Below are 19,197 nucleotides of genomic sequence, written 5' to 3'. Positions count from 1 at the left end.
ACTATGAAACGTTCAAATTACTCATTGTTCACATCGATTGCATTGTCTTCACTTCTTATGCTCGGAGGGCAGCCCGTGGCGCTTGCCAACGTAGAAAAAGGGCTTGAAATTGCCACTGAACGTAAAGCACGTGATGAAGGTTGGGGAGACTCAGTCGCAACTATGCAGATGATCCTCAAGAATGCTCAGGGGGAAAGTAGTACTCGTGAAATGCGCCTTAAGTCATTAGAAGTAGCGGATGATGGCGATAAAGGTTTGACGATTTTCGATCAGCCGAGAGATGTCAAAGGTACAGCATTCCTTAATCACTCGCATACCATAGATGCTGATGACCAGTGGTTGTATCTCCCCGCTCTAAAACGGGTTAAGCGCATTTCCTCACGGAATAAGTCTGGCCCGTTTATGGGTAGTGAATTTGCCTACGAAGACCTAAGTTCGTTTGAGTTAGAGAAGTATACTTTCCACTATTTGCGTGATGAGCGAGTGAATGGCAGTGACACGTTCGTATTAAAGCAGATACCGACTGATAAGAATTCGGGTTACACCAAGCAGCAGGTCTGGCTGGATAAAGAACATTATCGACCAATCCAAATTGAGTTCTATGACCGAAAAGGCTCATTGCTGAAAACGCTCAAGTTTGATGATTATCAACTTTACCTAGATAAATATTGGCGTGCTCACAAAATGGCAATGACGAACCACCAAACGGGGAAAAGTACGTTACTCACCACCAGTAATCTTCAATTCCAGACGGGTTTGAGTGAGCGAGATTTTGAGAAGAATATTCTTAAAAGGGTGAAATAAGGGGCGTTATGAACAAAGTATGGAGTAGAGCAGGTCGCGTGGCGGCCTGTATTTCACTGACAATGCTTGCGATGCATTGTTATGGCTTTGAGCTCTCAGGTCAGATGAACCTAGAGCATCGGCAGTTCTTTTCGGATGGATTGCAAGGGCAAGATAAAGGTCAAAGTTCTATCGTCCTGCAGCCTGAATTCTATTGGGAGATCAACGATAGCTCTGATTTTACCTTCACGCCATTTTATCGCCTAGATAGCGAAGATGATGAGCGGAGTCACGGTGATATACGAGAAGCGCTGTATTTAACCTACTGGGATGACTATGAATTACGTGCTGGAGTGGGAAAAGTTTTCTGGGGTGTCACTGAGTCTACACATTTGGTCGATGTCGTAAATCAAACGGACTCGATTGAGGCGGTAGACGGTGAAGACAAATTAGGACAACCCATGCTACATCTCACCTCGGTCAAAGATTGGGGAGTGCTTGATACCATGGTTTTGCCTTACTTCCGCGAACGTACTTTTGCAGGGCAGGATGGCCGTTTAAGACCGGCATTGCCAGTATCTGAGGATGTGATTTATGAGTCGTCCCGAGAAGAGCAACATGTCGATTTTGCGGCGAGATATTCTCAAATGCTGGGTGACTGGGATCTAGGGCTTAGCTATTTTCAAGGCACTAACCGAGAGCCGTATTTCCGGCTTCAGGGGACGGACTTGAAGCCTTATTATGCACAGGCGAAGCAAATCGGTGTTGATGTTCAGGGGATTACTGGTGATTGGTTATGGAAACTCGAGAGTATCTATCGTGACAGCTTTGATCATCACATTGGATTGGTTTCAGGATTTGAATATACCATTGTTGGCGCATTAGGCAGTGTTTGGGATGTTGGTCTTATTACTGAGTACCTTTATGACAGTCGTGGCAATAATGCTCAAAATGCAGGTCAAAATGATGTGTTCGTTGGCTCACGATTTGCACTTAATGATGAAGATGGTAGCGAAATATTACTGGGGTTCACTCAGGATCTGGATAACAGCGATGTGTTCAGTGCTAAGTTGGAAGCCTCAAGCCGGTTAACCAATCACCTAAAATGGCGTCTTGATGGGTGGTGGTTTGAGAATGATACACCGAATGACTTATTGTACTTCGCACGTAAGGACGATTTCATTGAAGTGTCGTTAGAATATTATTTCTAAGTCGTTAGCCAATAACGCTTATTAGTTGTGTATTTTTTCCTAAAACAGGGAGCTCAATTTGCTCCCTTTTTTGCTTTGTAACATTTAGCATATTCTGTAATGGCTGAGCCACACAATATTCTGTTACGCATGCGCTATACCTAAAGGGCTTACTTTCCTCTACCCAGTTCCCTCAACGATTAAGCTCCAAATTGCTGAGCTTATTGAACTCGAACAATCATTAAGCTGATTTTTTACTCAAAGAGCAGTCGAATCCCGATTTCAGATTGGATTTAGACCTCGCTTTCGTTACTATGTAAAACTATTTAAAATACCAAAAATCCCTTGCGGGAACCCTTATGGACACTACCAAAAGGTAGATGAGGAAACGATGCAACATCTAGAAGAGATCATTGCTAATGCGAGCGCAGCAATTGAAGCTGCTGATTCGCTAGTCGCACTTGATGAAGTGCGTGTTCAGTATCTAGGTAAGAAAGGTGAGCTAACGGCTCAGCTTCAAAGCCTAGGTAAACTACCACCAGAAGAGCGCCGTACTGCTGGTCAAGAGATCAACAAAGCAAAAGGCGCGGTTCAACAAGCGATAGCTGCACGCAAAGACGCACTGCAACGTGCAGAGCTAGAAGCGAAGCTGGCTGAAGAAACTATCGACGTGACTCTACCGGGTCGTCGTATCGAGAACGGTGGTCTTCACCCTGTGACTCGTACAGTTGAGCGTATTGAACAATTCTTTGGTGAGCTAGGCTTTAACACTGAGTCTGGTCCTGAGATTGAGGATGCATTCCACAACTTTGATGCATTAAACATCGCAGAAGATCACCCAGCGCGTACTGACCACGACACTTTCTTCTTTAACCCAGATTTAATGCTACGTACGCATACGTCTGGTGTTCAGATCCGCACGATGGAAAATGATAAACCGCCATTCCGTTTCATCGCTCCGGGCCGTGTTTATCGTAACGACTACGACCAAACGCACACGCCAATGTTCCACCAAGTGGAAGGTATGCTAGTTGATGAGAACGTAAACTTTGCTCAGCTAAAAGGCATCCTACACGACTTCCTATGTAACTTCTTTGAAGAAGAGGTTGAGGTTCGTTTCCGTCCTTCTTATTTCCCATTTACTGAACCTTCCGCAGAAGTCGATGTGAAAGGTAAGAACGGTAAATGGCTTGAAGTTCTAGGTTGTGGCATGGTTCATCCGAACGTACTGCGCAGTGTAGGCATCGACCCTGAGAAGTACTCTGGTTTCGCATTTGGTATGGGCGTTGAGCGTCTAACTATGCTTCGTTACGGCGTAAACGATCTTCGTGCGTTCTTCGAGAACGACCTTCGTTTCCTAAAACAGTTCAAGTAATCCAGGGGATACATCACTATGAAATTTAGCGAATCTTGGCTTCGTGAGTGGGTAAACCCTGCGGTATCGACTGACGAACTTACACACCAAATCACAATGGCGGGTCTAGAAGTAGACGACGTACTACCTGTTGCTGGTTCTTTCACTGGTGTTAAAGTAGGTAAAGTGGTTGAGTGCGGCCAGCACCCAGACGCTGACAAACTACGTGTAACTAAAGTAGATGTTGGCGCTGAAGAACTTCTAGACATCGTTTGTGGCGCATCTAACTGTCGCCTAGGTATCAAAGTTGCTGTAGCGACTGTTGGTGCTGTTCTACCAGGCGATTTCAAAATCAAAAAAGCAAAACTACGTGGCCAACCGTCACACGGCATGTTGTGTTCATTCACTGAACTTGGTATCGACGTAGAATCTGATGGCATCATGGAGCTAGCAGACGACGCAGTCATTGGTACGGATTTCCGTGAATTCCTTGGCCTGGACGACGTAACCATCGATGTTGATCTAACGGCTAACCGTGCTGACTGTTTCAGCATCCGTGGTCTAGCTCGTGAAGTCGGTGTTCTAAACCGTGCTGATGTGACTCAGCCGACAGTTGCTCCAGTTGCTCCAGCGATTGACGACACGGTTTCTATCGAGGTGAAAGCGTCAGCAGCATGTCCGCGTTACCTTGGCCGCGTGGTTAAGAACGTAAACGTTCAAGCTGAAACTCCACTTTGGATGCAAGAGAAACTGCGTCGCTGTGGTATCCGTTCTATCGATCCAGTCGTCGATATCACTAACTATGTTCTTCTAGAACAAGGTCAACCAATGCACGCGTTTGACCTAGCAAAAATTGAAGGTGGTATTGTCGTTCGCATGGCGGAGCAGGGCGAAAAGCTGACTCTTCTCGATGGCAACGAAGCAGAGCTAAACGCAGATACTCTAGTGGTAGCAGACCACAATAAAGCACTGGCTATAGCTGGTATTTTCGGTGGTGGAGAGTCGGGTGTAACGGCTGAGACCAAAGACGTACTGCTTGAGTGTGCATTCTTTGCCCCTGATCATATCCGTGGTCGAGCTCGCAGCTACGGTCTTCATACGGATTCTTCAATGCGTTTCGAGCGTGGTGTGGATTATGCACTACAAACGAGTGCTATGGAGCGCGCCACAGAGCTGCTTGTTGACATCTGTGGTGGTGAAGTTGCGCCTGTTGTAGCTGTTGAATCAGAAGTTGACCTTCCGGTTCCTAACACTGTGGCACTACGTCGTACTAAGCTAGACAACCTTCTTGGCCATCATATTGCAGACAGCGATGTGGTTGAAATCTTAGAGCGTCTTGGTTTAACTGTTGAAGCTACAGAAACGGGTTGGACTGCGACCGCACCGACTTGGCGTTTTGACATAGCTATCGAGCAAGACCTAATTGAAGAAGTAGGTCGTATCTACGGTTACGATAACATTCCTAACCAAAACCCAGCGGCAGCACTTAAGATGCACGACCACGTTGAAGCGAACATTCCGCTAAAACGCGTTCGTAACCTGCTTGTTGACCGTGGTTACCAAGAAGCAATCACTTACAGCTTCGTTGAGCCAGAGCAGCAAAAGCTTGTTGTTCCAGGTGTTGAGCCGCTGATCTTGCCATTCCCAATTTCAGCGGACATGTCAGCAATGCGCCTAGGCCTAATCCAAGGTCTACTAAACACTGTGGTTCACAACCAGAAACGTCAACAGCCACGTGTTCGTCTATTCGAATACGGCCTACGTTTCATCCCTTGTGAGTCTGCTGAAAACGGTATGCGCCAAGAGCCTATGCTTGCTGGTGTTATCGCAGGTACTCGCAGCGAAGAGCACTGGGACATCGAAACTAACACAGTTGATTTCTTTGATCTGAAAGGCGATCTAGAAGCGGTTCTTGAGCTAACAGCCAACGAAAACGCGTACTCTTTTGCTGCGCTTTCTGCTGAAGATAAAGCTGCGAACCCAGCACTTCACCCAGGTCAATCTGCAGCTATCATCGTTGATGGCAAGCAAGTTGGTGTGATTGGTACGGTTCACCCAGAACTAGAGCGTAAGTTTGGTCTAAACGGCCGTACTATCGTATTCGAAGTGGAGTGGTCTGCAATCAGCACTAAAGTGATCCCTGAAGCAGTTCAGCTTTCTAAGTTCCCATCAAACCGTCGTGACATCGCGGTAGTTGTTGACGAAGCGGTAGCTTCTGGCGACATCGTTGCAGCATGTCTAGAACAAGGTGGTGAGTTCCTGAAAGATGCGAAACTGTTCGACGTTTACGTTGGTAAAGGCGTTGAAGAAGGTAAGAAGAGCCTAGCAATCGCGCTAACACTACAATCTGTAGAGCGTACGCTTGAAGATGCAGACATCGCTGGCGCGGTTGACGCTATCGTTGCTCATGTATCTGAGAAGTTCGGTGCATCGCTTCGCGACTAATCACTTCTGATTAGATAGAAAACCAAAGGCCTCGCAACAGCGAGGCCTTTTTGTTTGGGGCGAACATGGAGTCGGTGTTAACTCATTAGTGGACATAAGTGAGTTTCATAAAATCTAATATTATCAATTTATGAATAACTTCAGGTATGTTCAAGTTAGCTGTGAAGAGCTAGTGCGATGAGTAACATCAGCACGAGCTAAAAGGCTTGGATTAAGTGCTCACTAAGTGACGTTACGTTAAATCATCGAGCTTTCACGTACATCAGATGTATTCCTTTTGGGGTGACTTTTGTTAAATCTCGACTGTACATATAACCATTTTTCTAACAAGTCGATCGAGTGATATGTCCACCCAGCAGCAAACGCCACACCTGCCAATGCAAAATAAATACTACCCAAATTTAAGGTTGCAAAAAGAGCTCTAGCATTTGCTTGCTTACTAAATACAAGGAGACAGTGAGATAAAACGGCACCTAAAGGAGTCGCCCATAGAAGTAATTTACCTCTCTGTTTAAAAAAGTAGGATTAAGACTAGGCATTCAACTTAATAGCGCCAATTCTTTATTGAGTTATCTGTTTTATTGGGAAACTCAATATTTAACATCGGTTGTTTATGTGGTAACAACTTGATGTCATCAGCAAACGTGTAAAACTAATAGGCTTTGAACGATTGACCTTTGATATAGGTCAATCATCGTATTTCTCTTTGCCCATCATGAAGTGATGATTGCTTGATGTTAGGTTGATCAATCGTGAGTGACTTGACCGTGTATTTTAATTAAGCGGAAAAGCCACCGTCGATCATCAAATCAGCACCAGTGATGTAACCCGCTTCTGAGCTAGCGACGAATGCTACTAAGCTAGCAATCTCCTCAACTTGACCATAACGACCAAGTGTACCGATAGCTTTTACAGGCTCCGAAGTATCGCCATTGTCTGGGTTTAAATCAGTATCTACCGGACCAGGTAAAATGTTGTTGACTGTAATGCCTCTAGGGCCTAAATCACGAGAGAGACCTTTGACCAATCCGGTTAGTGCAGACTTACTCATTCCATATATTGAACCGCCAGCAAAAGGAATGCGCTGAGCGTTGGTACTGCTGATATTGATTATTCTGCCATTATCATTCATGTGTTTCGCGGCTTCATGAATCGCAACAAACACACTTCGTACGTTGGTATTGATGGTCTTGTCCCAATCATCCATCGTCAAATTTTCTATACTGTCCCAGATCAGAGTACCTGAGTTGTTTACGACAATATCAACTTGACCAAGTTGCTCTATGGTTTCGCTGATTGCATTTCTGATGTCTTCAAGCTTAGTGCTATCCGCTTTTATCGCGATAACTTTGCCACCTTGTGAAGTTAAGCTCTCTGCAAGCGATTTGGCTTTTACGTGGGATGACACAAATGTAAAAGCAACAGACGCTCCCTCCAATGCTAATCTCTCAACAATGGCGGCACCAATACCGCGGCTGCCACCTTGGATAAAAGCAACCTTACCTTTGAATCTATTGAAGTTATTCATCATGTTTACCTTAATTGAAAAAAATCGATGTAACCATCTCGTTGATGTATGCAGAATAATCGATTCACATTCGCTTATTAAGTCCATACAATGATAAATATAAAGTCCCATGGGGAATTAATTAATGTTAAAAAGTCAGTTTGTGGAAGTTCGTTACTTTGTCACCATAGCGCAGCTGGGGAGCTTTACTCTTGCGGCCCAAGCTCTTGGGATGACCGGTTCAGCTTTAAGTAAAAGCGTTGCTCGACTAGAAAAACAGCTAGGAACCAAACTCCTTCATCGAACAACTCGACGCATCGCGTTAACCAATGATGGGGATTCCTATTTAGTAGACTGCCTTAAAGCGATGACTATTTTAGAGGAAGCAGAGAAGCGCTTAAGCAATCAACAGTTATTGCCATCAGGGCGTGTGCGTATTGATGTACCCGCAGTTCTCGGTAGAAGAGCAATTCTACCCAAGTTGCTAGAATTAACGTCCAAGTTCGAGCAATTAGATCTATCTATTACCTTTAATGACCGCCCTACGGATTTAGTCAGTGACGGGATTGATCTTGCGATCCGTGTTGGGCACTTAGAAAACTCGGGCGATATTGTTGCACGTAAAATTGGGGAGCAAAAAAAGGTGATATGTGCCTCCCCATCTTATTTAGCAACTCGAGGGCCGATTACCAAAAAAGAAGATCTTGCCCAACATGATTGCATCGTCGGTTGGCCTATAGGACAAAGGCATAGTTGGCTACTGAAAAATGCCAAAGGGGCAACCGAATCTGTCGATATTTCAGCACGTCATGAGATAGCCGACTGTGAAGGTATTTTACAATCGGCTTTATCTGGTGCAGGTTTAGCTCAACTACCAGTATGGTTAGTGAAGCAATACCTTGATGATGGGCAATTATTTCCTGTATTAGAGAAACTCAATGGCGAAGGAGCTCCCATAAGTATTGTTTGGCTAAAAACACCTTACATTTTGCCTAAAATAAGAGTCATCATAGATGAAATCATTGCATTATCGAGCCGTCATCCAGATGTTTTTGAGGCTTCTTTGTAACGTTGATTAATCGAAGACTGACATTGCGGTAGTTTTAGTGTTATTGCATTTTAGCTAGACCAACGATATTGAGGCCAAACCAAAGTTTGAGTATTGAATCAGGAAAGGGCTACGATTTGGTTTGTCCTAAAGGCATGGAAACGAGAGCAAAATTCCAAGCGTTTTCTCGCTGGGTACATTCTGAACTAGACAACGAATAAAGCGTTTTCGTTGTATTGCGATATGGCTGAGCACAAATCAACTCAATCGCCACTGTTCTCTGAGCCTCTCCAGTACTTTAGACTCATCACCGCTCTAATGAAAAAATACCCTAGAGTTTATATTCTAGGGTATGTATTAACAGCGATGATAGGCAGTCTATGGCAGCAATGAAGACCGCAATAGAAACAAAACTCAGCTCAGTTTTGTAAATTATTTTTTGTCAAAAAAGTCAGCAACGATACTTTCAACCTGGGCGGGACACTCCTCCATCAACCAGTGACCACATGATTCCAACATATGACCTTGAACATCATTGGCATATTCTTTCATTTGATTGATTTGAGTTTTACCTAAACTACCTTGACCGTTACCTGATATCGCCAGAATCGGCATTTTCAACAAATTATTCTCTGATAGATTGTCATTTTGAATCACAGACTCTGGGAGCGCCCTGTAATATTCAAAAGCAGCATGTAGCGTTTGAGGCTTTTTATAAGAGTTGGCATACATACCGAACAGTTCATCTGAAAATGCATTCTTGTTTTCTGCATGCTCAAGAATGAAGTGTTTAAAAAACTTATCTTCATTACCGGAGATAAGTGATTCAGCTAATTCATTTTTAGCAGAGAAAAAACTAAAGTGCCACGCAGTCGACTCTCCCTGAGGCGTATAGGCTGGGAACGTATAAATGAGGTCGCTTGGTACGATGGTCTCTAATAAAGCGACCTTATCAATATCATTCTGATGCTGAGCCAGCATTGGGTAGGTCACCCAACCGCCAATGTCATGAGCGATAACATTAAATTTCTCTTCCGGACTAAAGGCTTTAGCTAAAGAATGGATATAAGGTGATACGTCCTGCCCTGTATAAGAGGAGTCGAGCGGCTCAGACAACCCCAGACCTGGCAGGTCCATGGCTACAACTTGATACTCTTCTGCTAATTTAGGCATTAATTGGTGCCACTCGTACCATGACTGAGCAAAACCATGAACCATTAATAATAAAGGTCCCTCACCTCCAACTACGTAGTGAAGTCTTACGCCATTCACTTCTTTGAAGTTACTTTCAAAGCCAGCAGGGATTGGAAACTCACTGTCCGCTTGACTCTGCTCATTACCCGCAAAAGCCATTGAGGAAAGTAAAATACCCGATGAGGCTAAAAGTGTTTTCTTCCATTTTTTCATAAGGTTAAATCATCTCATAACGTATAAACCGATATGCACTCAAACTAAATGGCATACCGAAGCAGGTCACAAAATGTGTCATGGCATGTTCGAGTCGTCAACTGGGTGTTTCTTAACAAATCAACGTAACGGCTAAATTGTGTGCATTCATCACACCTTCTATTTATCGAAAGAAACCAGAGAGTAAATCATTTAAAAACAGATACTTGTTTTTCTTTCTTCTGAGCTTAATGTTCAGTCTAACACTGCAAAAAAACACATTAAGTCCCGGTGGGAATATGTATTAATAATTTAAAGAACTTAATTCGGCGTGTGTTATCCCCTATTGTGCAATCCAACTTGATAATTACATTCAAAAGATTCTCGGTATCTCTCGCTGAGACTTTGAGGTTCGATGTGACGACGAATAACCTCTATTGCCACTTCTGTTGTAAGAGTTACAGCGTGGTAAAGCATGGCTATGGCCCTAAAGGCCACCAAAGGTATCGCTGCCTGAGTTGCTGTCGCACGTTTCAAGTGAATTATTGTTACGAAGCCTGCAAATTAGGTATAAGGAGCAGAATTATTGAAATGACCGCACAAAATCATGGAAAGCGAACAACCAGTCGTCATTTGCAAGTTCCGTACAACACGGTTCTCAGCGCATGTCATCGGAAAAAAATAGAAGCCATTCCCCTTTGATAATGCGAATTCCGATAATTTTTCGAATTCAATTGCATTGATAACGGCATTCTTATTGGATGAAAATTTTTTTCGTCACCTTTCATTGGCTTGGATTGAGCTTTCTAACAACAATTAATGTTAACAGTACATATATTCCAAACGTTAATAATCATTTGAGTTGAAACAATGAAAAAACAAAGCTTGTTTATCTTTGCTCTATCTTTAGCCGTTTTTGGTGTTATCACGACAGAGCTGGGTATTATCGGTCTCCTTCCACAAGTCATGAAAGACTTTAATGTTGACGTACAAGAAGCGGGGCTGTTAGTCAGTGTTTACGCTATCGTAGTGGCGGTGAGTGGACCATTTATTACATTATTGATGTCAGGGTGGAATAGGAAATATGTCTTAATTGGCATACTTTCCTTGTTCGTTCTATCGAACCTTGTGTACGCCATAACGCAAGATTATACGACCATGATGATATTTCGAATTCTGCCAGCCTTAATGCATGCTGTTTTCTTTTCAGTTGCATTAGTAGCAGCCACTTCTATGGTTCCAGCTGAAGAACAAAGCAACGCTGCAGCAAAAGTATTCGGTGGGGTAGCTGTAGGTTTGGTCTTCGGTATTCCGATTAGCGCTTTTCTAGCTGAACAGTACTCTCTCGATTATGCCTTTTACTTTGGCTCAACTGCTTGCGCCATTGCGTTAGTGAGTGTGATGTTCTTGATGGAAAGCGCGCCCGTTAAGGAAAAAATATCATTCGGCTCTCAAGTGACTATTGTACGTAGCAAGCCCATGTGGCTGTCTTTATCGTCTGTAATATTCGTATTTGCAGCGATGTTTTCTTCGTATAGCTTTATTACTCAATACTTAAGCACAGTAACGAATATGAGCGGTACGTGGATTAGTGTAATGCTGATGGTGTTCGGTGTATTTGGTATCTTTGGTAACTTCATCTTTGGCAAACTACTTGGCAAAAACATGAAAAAGACCGTGATGCTTTACCCTGTTATACTTGGCCTTATCTTTGTTACCGTATATTTCATGGGCTTCTCATTCTCCTTTATGGTAGCCATGGTCGCATTTTGGGGCGCTGTACATTCTGCTGGCTTGGTTGTGAGTCAAACATGGGTGATGGATAACGCTGGTGATGCGAAAGTCTTTGCTAATAGTCTTTACATCTCTTTTTCAAACTTTGGGATCACCATTGGATCGATAGTAGCTGGATGGTTTATCGCTCAGTTCGGTGTGGAAAATCTACTCCTATCAAGCTTAGCATTTACGGTATTAGCGTTGATTAGTATCTTACTAAACCAGAAAAAAGGTCCCGCCCTTAAACTTTCAGAAGTGAATTAATCTGCGAAAGTGCTGGCTTTTGTTAGAGAACCATAATTACAAAGGCCAGCACTATTTCTACTGTTTGCTCATTCACGATTGGATTAAACATGTTAGTCCAATCTGCTATTAATGATAGAGAGGATAAGTTGATAGAGTTGCCAAGAAAAACTTTGTAAAACAGTTCGGTGGCTATTCATTTTGCATTAGATTACTTAATTTAAACTGTCTATTAGTTCTAACGAAGTTTGGGGCAAAGGTGTTGCGATTTAAGTAAGTGCATTACCCCAATATTAATGTCTCAAAGAACTTCAGTTAAACTAGGCTTTTTACAACAGCTACTGCTGCTAACAGCAAGAAAACTGTACCACAACATTGATTGAAAATTCGCCCATTGGCTAAAAGCACTGTTTTAACCTTATCAGCCAATCTGGCCACGATATACTCTACGGCGAATTCAATACAAAGAAAGCTGAATGTTATCACCAGAAACTGGGGAATGAACGCCTCGTCGGGGTTGATAAACTGAGCTAAAAAAGCAGTGAAAAATAGTAAGACTTTCGGGTTAGACAAAGCAGCGAAATAACCTTGCTTAAATAGCTCTTTAGGCAAAACAGACGCTACAGTTTTTGTTTGCTCAATGCTAATTGCAGACGCGAAGAACAGTTTGAAACCTAACCATGCAAGATATAAAGCCCCCAACCATTGAAGACCAATCATTAATTCAGGTTTTGCTTCTAGGATTGTACCTAAACCTAGCATAGCTACCGTAATCAAGATGAAAAAGCCACTCACGCCACCACATATTGTCCAAATTGTCTTCTTATAGCCATATCTTGCACCGTGGCTGAGTGCTAAAAGCGAGTTAGGACCTGGGACACAAGCAAGCCCTAGTGCAGACAAAGCAAAGATACACCAAATTTCAAACGTCATAACCAACCGGCAAACTGAGAACTTAAGGGAGATTAGTATCTCTCAGTTCTCAATTTATCTATGGTATATTTTGGACGTAAAGTATGGATATTTAGACAAAGGTTCAATACAAATGAATAAAAATAATGGTGTCCGATTTTTATTGATACCTCTAAATAACTTTAACTTGCTCCCGTTTGGTGGCTTCTTAGATAAACTCCGGTTCTCCGCAGATGAAGCGGATCACAGTCAACAACGATATTGCTCGTGGAAAGTTGTGTCGCACAACAAAGGATTAGTCATTTCTAGTAGTGGGATCCCCATTAAAATTGATCTCGATCTGAGTGACGTTAAACCTGCGGAATTTGACTATGTGGTTTTCTTTGGTAGCCGCACGGCAACTGAATCTCAGCAGCAAGCCGCCTATTACCGCTCTTTTGTTCGAAATGTTGTCACCAATGGAATACCAATTGTCAGCATTGATAACGCTTGCTTTACTCTAGCTGAGTTAGGGCTACTTAACCGTTATCAAGTCGTGGTTCATTGGCGGCATCATACTGAGTTCAAAGCAACCTACCCTAAAGTGGTTGTAAGAGATGAACAGCTTTATCATTTTGATAAAAATTTGATCAGTTGCACTGGCGGAAGTGCCACTATCGACCTTGCGGTGGCAATTTTGCAAAAGCATGTCGGGCAAACAAAGGCAGAAAAAGGGTTAGCGGATATGCTGGTTGATGAAAATCGTAGCATGCAACACTGTCTGAAGTCGTCAGAGCAAGGAATACACAGGAATCGTCATATGGACAGAGCGATTTCTTTGATGCAAGAAAACTTGGAACAGACAATGACCGTAGAGCAAGTTGCTGCGCTCATCGGTATTAGTCGACGACAGTTAGACCGCTTATTTCAGCAAAAGCTCAGCATTTCGGCACGTCATTATTGGCAAGAATTACGTTTACAACATGTGTACTGGCGATTGAAGCATTCTAGTCATGACCTTGTCCAACTTGCAGATGAAGTGGGTGTTCGGGACATCAGCTATCTTTGCAAGATTTTCAAGAAAAGATTTGGAATAACCCCTGGCCAATGCCGTCGCTATCCGATAGCGTGATGACTATGTGTGTCTAGCGAACGACCTTTCAACATTCAATGACCTTCAATTTTTGGCTCATTATAAAAATTGGGGCATGCACAGTTTTCTGAAAGTGTTATGAGCATTAGGTCTAAATGATTTTGGGGCACAGTCTTTTCAGGGGGAAGAAAAGACTGTAACAGTGCTTCTAGCAATCCGTTTGCTCTGAGAGCCTCTGAGCGTCTTCTAGTTCAACTCCAAGTATCGAATAGTGTTATCTAGCTTCGAATGCCCAAGTAAGATCTGTACCGCCCTGATATTTTTCGTTCTGGCATAGATTAGAGTGGCTTTAGTGCGATGCATGGAATGAGTACCATAATAGTCCGCATCCAATCCAAACTTTACAGCCCAGTTCCTGATAATCGCACGATAAAATGAGTAGCTAATAGGTTGACCGTTACGGCAACAAATTGGAAACAAAAAACTACTTGATTCTAGGTGTGCTGAGTAGCCCCATCGACTTATACTTTGTTGTGTTCTCGAAGTTATCTCATAGTGTACATCGGTGACCGTTTTTTGCTGAATGCATTGAGCCCTTTCATAGATCACTCCTTGTGAAGAAACACCGTATACGTGTAGCTTTAGTAAATCACTCGCTCTTAACTTGCTATCAATGGCTAGGTTCAGTAGTGCAAGCTGCATCAAATTGTTATCAATCTCAAGTCTAGTTCTGATTCTCCAGGTTTCTTCAATCTTAAAGGGCCTTTTGATACCACTGCACTTTGAACAAGATAACTTTCTCATGATGACCTCCTCTCAATGTTGTTGGCCAACATGAAGTTTGGCAGTCATATTTTATAGGGGTTGGGTTAGATGAAGCGCCCGCGGACAGAAGTGAGTTAGAATCCAAAACCTAAATCAAGCACTTCAGATACGCCAAATTAGGTGAATAAACTAAGTTAAGGTATATCTATCACTTCTTACAATTGTAGGTGGGTGTCGGGAAGTTTGGGCTGGGAAGTTACGAACATGGAGACAAATGCATTAGCTTTAAGCATTGTAATCAATGCGGTTGTGTGACGCATTACACCGCAGCTGAAGCGTGGGATAGTGATCGTCTGGCGGTGAATTATCGGATGTTTGACCCCAGAGAGGTGAGGGACATCGATGTCCGCTACTTAGATGGCGCTGACAGCTAGACGTTTTAGGATTAATACCCGTTCACTATCAGCAATACTCTAGGATCCACTGCTTGAATAGGGTTTGCGCTTTGGTCTCAGTTTGACTTTGGAGCTTTGTTAGCCAGTAGGATCCACTATCGAGAAAGATATCGAAGGGTTGGATGAGCTTCTCTTCCATGAGTGTTTTTTCAAACATAACGGGAGGTGCTAATGCAATTCCGAATCCCTGAATTGTGGCTTCTATCATCGCAATGGATGAATCAAAGGTGATGCTGTTGAGTCTGGACTTAGGTAGCGGTATATGAGCTTGTTGAAACCACAACGTCCACTCCTCTGGATTGTATGAACGCAGCAAGGTGTAGCCCAGAATGTCCTGCGGTTTCTCTAAGTGGCGTCCGATCGTTTTGTTGCAAAGCACGGTTAAAGGGGCAGGAAACAAATGTTCTGCTTCGGTCGCATGCCATCTGCCTTTACCATAACGAATAAAGAAGTCTAGCCCTTCGGACACGGGAGCCGCTACATTGTTGTTGGTCGATATTCTGACATCGATATAGGGAAAACGTTCATTGAAGTCTTTGATTTTTGGGAGCAACCAGTTCAGAGCAAAGGTACCCACAGCACCAACACAGACCACTTCTCGGTGAATTCCTTGTTCAAGCATCTCTAACGTATCGGTCATACTGTCAAACGCATTTTTTACCGCCGGCAATAACATCATTCCTTCATCGGTCAGCGCTAATCCCCGAGGAAGTCGATAAAACAGCGCTCCCCCCAGTTGCTGCTCCAACATCTTAACCTGTTGACTGATCGCCGCCTGCGTGACACAGAGCTCGATAGCGGCTTTGGTGAAGTTCAGATGCTTAGCAGAGATAAGAAATGCCCTCAGTGCATTCAACGGCAGATGTGTGATGTTCATGATTAGATCTTAGTTAAACTTATGGCTGAGTTTAGTTTTAACACATTGTTCCCTGATACGTCTATCGTTACGATTAGTGTGTTTTTAGAGTGATACATATTAAAAACCAATAAGTAACAGTTATAGATAAATGGCGAGCTACGCGCAGATGAAGGGGCAATTGTCGTTAACGGATACGGCGGAACAACACATGTCAGAACTGAAAGGCAACACCATAGGTGCTCGAACCTTGCAAGAGTTAGGAGCGTACATCGCAGGCGGGTTACCGTTGCAGTGTCCAGATACGGTGAAAAACAATCAGGAATATAACTAGTGTACTTCAAGTGAAACAGGTGATCTCAGTACCATCACTGATAACGTTGCAAGGTCAATTAAGGCAGGTATGTAGGAGTTAACAAGATCTAGTTAAATCAATTGAAAGCCCGCTTTGGCGTCAATGAAAGAGAAACTGATAAACCCACAGGTAATTTTAAACTTCTATACACATCAACAACCATTGTATCCTTATTTACTAGCCGAATACTTCAGGCATATTTTTAGAGTGGTTTATAAAACCACAAATTTTTAAATATGATATCAAAAATAAAAATTTGATAGAAATTTAATCACCATATTAACTTTTAAGGGTTAGAAATGAAAAAATATATTGTATATAAAAATAAATCGTTATCTCCAACACTATTATTTTCTACCAGTTTTTTGTTCTCATTCGGTGCCTATGCTTCGGATTTAGAGCAAAGAGTTCAATACTTTGAAGATAAAGGTTGGAGTATTGGAGTAACTGTTTTAGATACGGAATCAGGTAACGTTAATTCTGTAAATGGTGATAATCGTTTTCATTTTAATAGCACTATAAAAGCATTAGCATGTGCAAATGTCTTATCTAAAGTCGATGAAAATAAGATTTCCTTGGATGACTCTATCTCTCTCAAAAAAAGCGATATTGTAACGTATTCTCCTGTAACTGAAGATTACATAGGTAAAAAACTAACCTTACGAAAGGCATGTGAAGCTTCACTAACATATAGCGATAATACAGCAGCTAACTATACGATATCTGCGGGTGGCGGTCCCGAAGGGCTAACGAAGTTTATGCGTTCGATAGGAGACGATGTACTTAGATCAGATCGATACGAGCCTGAGTTGACTAAAAATATTGAATACGATATCCGAGATACAACGACAACGAATGCAATGGCATCCAGTCTTAACAAGCTTCTATTAGAGAATGTATTATCCGAAGAATCGAAGCTTCAGCTTAAAAAGTGGATGAAAGGCAATAAAGTAGCAAACGACTTGTTGAGAGCCTCTCTTCCACAAGGTTGGTCCATCGCAGATCGTTCAGGGGCAAGTGACTACGGCGTAAGAGGAATTATATCGATGGCTTGGTCTAATGATCATGAACCGGTAATTATTACCATGTATGTTCGAAAAAGTAACACCACAATGAAAGAACGCGATCAGGTAATCGCAGATATCGGCAAAGTAATTTTTGAACAATACCCTTAAATATTTTTTAACCACCACCGTTAAATCGGTGGTGGTAATATAAAATCTCGTCCAAAGAGAATATTCTTAATTGCATTTAAGGCTATCTATGTCAATTAGTTTTTATAGTGTATAAGCAGGCTATTCATAAAAATAAACTTCCTATAATTAAAAAGGAGATCTTTTGAATTCATTCTATTTAATTACTTTAACATGGATGTTATTAATTATTTCTTGTGTATGGGTTGAATATACTAAAACAACTAAAAATCTTATCACTTTACTTCTCTCTTTAATATGGATTACAGCGTTAATTACATTGACATTTGGTACGCCTTCTGGTGGTGGCAGCGCTATCAACTTCACGTTATTAGATGTTACAAATCGTGCAGACGTCATTGACGCTTGTCTAAACACATTATTGTTCTTGCCCTGTGGAATGCTTCTAAGGCTTATCAGTATGAGGTGCTTTCCGTCGATTATAGTATCGGGCACATTAAGTACATTGATAGAGGTTATGCAATTTGCAATAGGTGCTGGAAGAACTTCTGACCTAAATGATCTACTTTTTAATACTTTAGGAGCAATTCTAGGTTTTTCTCTTTTTTGTGCTCTTTTTAGATATAGGAAACTTTTAGCATCAAGGTAGCGTTATTGAACAAAACAATGGAATAAAAAACTGCATTCTTATCGCTGAATCTATCCATCAGCCTAGATCCATGCCTATAGCTCAATCAATGAGCATAATTCTAAGTTAAACCTCAAAGATCACTCAACCCGTACCAATCTAATCACTTCAGTATGATTCTGCTCATAACTAAGCCTGTACGTAAAATTTTATTACTACGTGATTAGCGTTTACACCTTGTCCAATAAGCTGGTCCTTGGTCAGCTCAAGACAGAAGAAAAGGTTAACTTTGAAAAATAATATGTCGCTTAATGCATTGTCCAGCTTAACTGGATCAGAGCTGTATGCGTACTGATGGATCGGATTTACCCTTTTCTCCCGTTATATATCGTGATGATTCACAGCAAGCAGTATTAGAAGAGTGGATAACTTTTGCTAGGGTAAACGCATATTAACAGAGTATGAATGAGTAAAAAGTCTAGCGCATAAAGGGGCACAGGCTTTTCAGGAGAAAAGCCTGTATCAGCAAGCCTCAGCAGTCTGTTTGCTCTGAGAGCCTCAGAGCGTCTTCCAGTTCCACTCCAAGGTAACGAATAGTGTTATCTAGCTTCGAGTGCCCCAGTAAAATCTGTACCGCTCTGATGTTTTTTGTTTTGGCATAGATCAAGGTTGCTTTAGTACGGCGCATGGAATGAGTGCCATAGTAGTCCGCATTCAATCCAAGTTTTACTGCCCAGTTCCTGATAATCGATCGATAGAATGAGTAGCTGATAGGTTGTCCTTTTCGACGACCACTTGGAAACAGAAAACTGCTTGCCTCTAAGGATGCCGAGTAGATCCATCGGCTAATGCTTTGTTGCGTTCTCGGAGTAATCTCATAGTGTACGTCGGTGCCCGTTTTCTGTTGAATGCATTGAACCCTTTCATAGATAACTCCTTGCGAAGAAACATCGTATACGTGCAGCCTTAGCAAATCACTCGCTCTTAACTTGTTATCAATAGCTAGGTTCAGTAGCGCAAGCTGCATGAGGTTGTTTTCAAGTTCTAGCCTAGTTCTGATTCGCCAAATTTCTTCCAACTTGAATGGTCTTTTAATACCGCTGCATTTTCCCGAAGATAACTTTCTCATGTTGACCTCCTCTTCGATATTATTGGTCAACATAAAGTCTGGCTATAAACTGAAACTGTTCCAGCCTGATAGCCATCGATCACGCAGTCGTTCAGGGTGCTCAGAATCATCCATGGACAAAACCGAGTTACAAACTAAA

Annotated in this window: 16 protein-coding genes and 2 pseudogenes; 12 read left to right on the top strand and 6 right to left on the bottom strand. The window is 42.3% G+C overall.

Annotated features, from left to right (window positions below; genetic code table 11):
- The first annotated feature begins 3 nt into the window (after window positions 1–3).
- From L1D31_RS11315 to pheT, 4 genes are all read left to right on the top strand, one after another.
- Window positions 4–804, top strand: coding sequence for an outer membrane lipoprotein-sorting protein (locus tag L1D31_RS11315; RefSeq protein WP_239837231.1), 801 nt, complete (start codon window positions 4–6; stop codon window positions 802–804).
- 62 nt (window positions 805–866) lie between these two features.
- Window positions 867–1,994 (top strand): hypothetical protein, encoded by a 1,128-nt coding sequence (locus L1D31_RS11310; protein WP_239837377.1) that lies wholly within the window; start codon window positions 867–869, stop codon window positions 1,992–1,994.
- Between the two features lie 370 nt (window positions 1,995–2,364).
- Window positions 2,365–3,348: a phenylalanine--tRNA ligase subunit alpha gene (pheS, locus tag L1D31_RS11305; protein ID WP_239837230.1), complete on the top strand. Its 984-nt coding sequence runs from the start codon at window positions 2,365–2,367 to the stop codon at window positions 3,346–3,348.
- Window positions 3,349–3,366: 18 nt separating this feature from the next.
- Window positions 3,367–5,772: a phenylalanine--tRNA ligase subunit beta gene (gene pheT, locus L1D31_RS11300; RefSeq protein WP_239837229.1), complete on the top strand. Its 2,406-nt coding sequence runs from the start codon at window positions 3,367–3,369 to the stop codon at window positions 5,770–5,772.
- A 778-nt stretch (window positions 5,773–6,550) separates the two neighbouring features.
- Here the strand turns inward: pheT and L1D31_RS11295 are convergent.
- Window positions 6,551–7,303: a 3-oxoacyl-ACP reductase family protein gene (locus tag L1D31_RS11295; protein ID WP_239837228.1), complete on the bottom strand. Its 753-nt coding sequence runs from the start codon at window positions 7,301–7,303 to the stop codon at window positions 6,551–6,553.
- A gap of 121 nt (window positions 7,304–7,424) precedes the next feature.
- On the opposite strand from L1D31_RS11295, the gene L1D31_RS11290 reads away from it, so the two are divergent.
- Together L1D31_RS11290 and L1D31_RS11285 are read left to right on the top strand one after the other, a co-directional pair.
- Window positions 7,425–8,348 carry a LysR family transcriptional regulator gene (locus tag L1D31_RS11290; protein WP_239837227.1) on the top strand — a complete coding sequence of 308 codons (924 nt, stop codon included), beginning with the start codon at window positions 7,425–7,427 and terminating at the stop codon, window positions 8,346–8,348.
- Between the two features lie 92 nt (window positions 8,349–8,440).
- A pseudogene (locus L1D31_RS11285) lies at window positions 8,441–8,548 on the top strand (transcriptional regulator); the annotation flags it as partial.
- A gap of 211 nt (window positions 8,549–8,759) precedes the next feature.
- Here the strand turns inward: L1D31_RS11285 and L1D31_RS11280 are convergent.
- Window positions 8,760–9,734 (bottom strand): alpha/beta hydrolase, encoded by a 975-nt coding sequence (locus L1D31_RS11280; RefSeq protein ID WP_239837226.1) that lies wholly within the window; start codon window positions 9,732–9,734, stop codon window positions 8,760–8,762.
- An 849-nt stretch (window positions 9,735–10,583) separates the two neighbouring features.
- Between L1D31_RS11280 and L1D31_RS11275 the strand changes: the two genes are divergently transcribed.
- Window positions 10,584–11,753, top strand: a complete 1,170-nt coding sequence (locus tag L1D31_RS11275; protein ID WP_239837225.1) for an MFS transporter — start codon at window positions 10,584–10,586, stop codon at window positions 11,751–11,753.
- A 294-nt stretch (window positions 11,754–12,047) separates the two neighbouring features.
- Here L1D31_RS11275 and L1D31_RS11270 read toward each other — a convergent pair whose 3' ends face one another.
- Entirely contained in the window at window positions 12,048–12,665 is a 618-nt protein-coding gene (locus L1D31_RS11270) for a LysE family translocator (protein ID WP_239837224.1), read from the bottom strand.
- Between the two features lie 112 nt (window positions 12,666–12,777).
- Between L1D31_RS11270 and L1D31_RS11265 the strand changes: the two genes are divergently transcribed.
- A complete protein-coding gene (locus L1D31_RS11265) occupies window positions 12,778–13,755 on the top strand; it encodes a helix-turn-helix domain-containing protein (protein WP_239837223.1) in 978 nt (325 codons plus the stop codon).
- Between the two features lie 169 nt (window positions 13,756–13,924).
- Here L1D31_RS11265 and L1D31_RS11260 read toward each other — a convergent pair.
- Window positions 13,925–14,520: pseudogene (locus L1D31_RS11260) on the bottom strand (tyrosine-type recombinase/integrase).
- Between the two features lie 272 nt (window positions 14,521–14,792).
- Between L1D31_RS11260 and L1D31_RS22590 the strand changes: the two are divergent.
- Window positions 14,793–14,915, top strand: coding sequence for a hypothetical protein (locus L1D31_RS22590; protein ID WP_275666115.1), 123 nt, complete (start codon window positions 14,793–14,795; stop codon window positions 14,913–14,915).
- 28 nt (window positions 14,916–14,943) lie between these two features.
- Here L1D31_RS22590 and L1D31_RS11255 read toward each other — a convergent pair whose 3' ends face one another.
- Window positions 14,944–15,813 carry a LysR family transcriptional regulator gene (locus L1D31_RS11255; protein ID WP_239837222.1) on the bottom strand — a complete coding sequence of 290 codons (870 nt, stop codon included), beginning with the start codon at window positions 15,811–15,813 and terminating at the stop codon, window positions 14,944–14,946.
- Window positions 15,814–15,943: 130 nt separating this feature from the next.
- Here L1D31_RS11255 and L1D31_RS11250 point away from each other — a divergent pair, with 130 nt between their 5' ends.
- The 3 genes from L1D31_RS11250 (at window position 15,944) to L1D31_RS11240 (ending at window position 17,950) form a co-directional block, all read left to right on the top strand.
- Window positions 15,944–16,126 (top strand): hypothetical protein, encoded by a 183-nt coding sequence (locus L1D31_RS11250; RefSeq protein WP_239837221.1) that lies wholly within the window; start codon window positions 15,944–15,946, stop codon window positions 16,124–16,126.
- Window positions 16,127–16,446: 320 nt separating this feature from the next.
- A complete protein-coding gene (bla, locus tag L1D31_RS11245) occupies window positions 16,447–17,322 on the top strand; it encodes a class A beta-lactamase (protein ID WP_239837220.1) in 876 nt (291 codons plus the stop codon).
- A gap of 163 nt (window positions 17,323–17,485) precedes the next feature.
- Complete coding sequence (locus L1D31_RS11240) at window positions 17,486–17,950, top strand: VanZ family protein (protein ID WP_239837219.1); 465 nt, start codon at window positions 17,486–17,488, stop codon at window positions 17,948–17,950.
- Between the two features lie 511 nt (window positions 17,951–18,461).
- On the opposite strand, the gene L1D31_RS11235 is transcribed toward L1D31_RS11240, so the two are convergent.
- On the bottom strand, window positions 18,462–19,058 hold the full coding sequence (locus L1D31_RS11235) for a tyrosine-type recombinase/integrase (RefSeq protein WP_239837218.1): 597 nt from the start codon (window positions 19,056–19,058) through the stop codon (window positions 18,462–18,464).
- Window positions 19,059–19,197: the final 139 nt, after the last annotated feature.

The organism is Vibrio sp. Isolate23, assembly GCF_022398095.1.
In the GTDB taxonomy this organism is placed as follows: Bacteria; Pseudomonadota; Gammaproteobacteria; order Enterobacterales; family Vibrionaceae; genus Vibrio; species Vibrio coralliilyticus_A.
The sequence above is the reverse complement of the archived record's forward strand: the minus strand, read 5'-3'. Positions and strand labels throughout refer to the sequence as shown.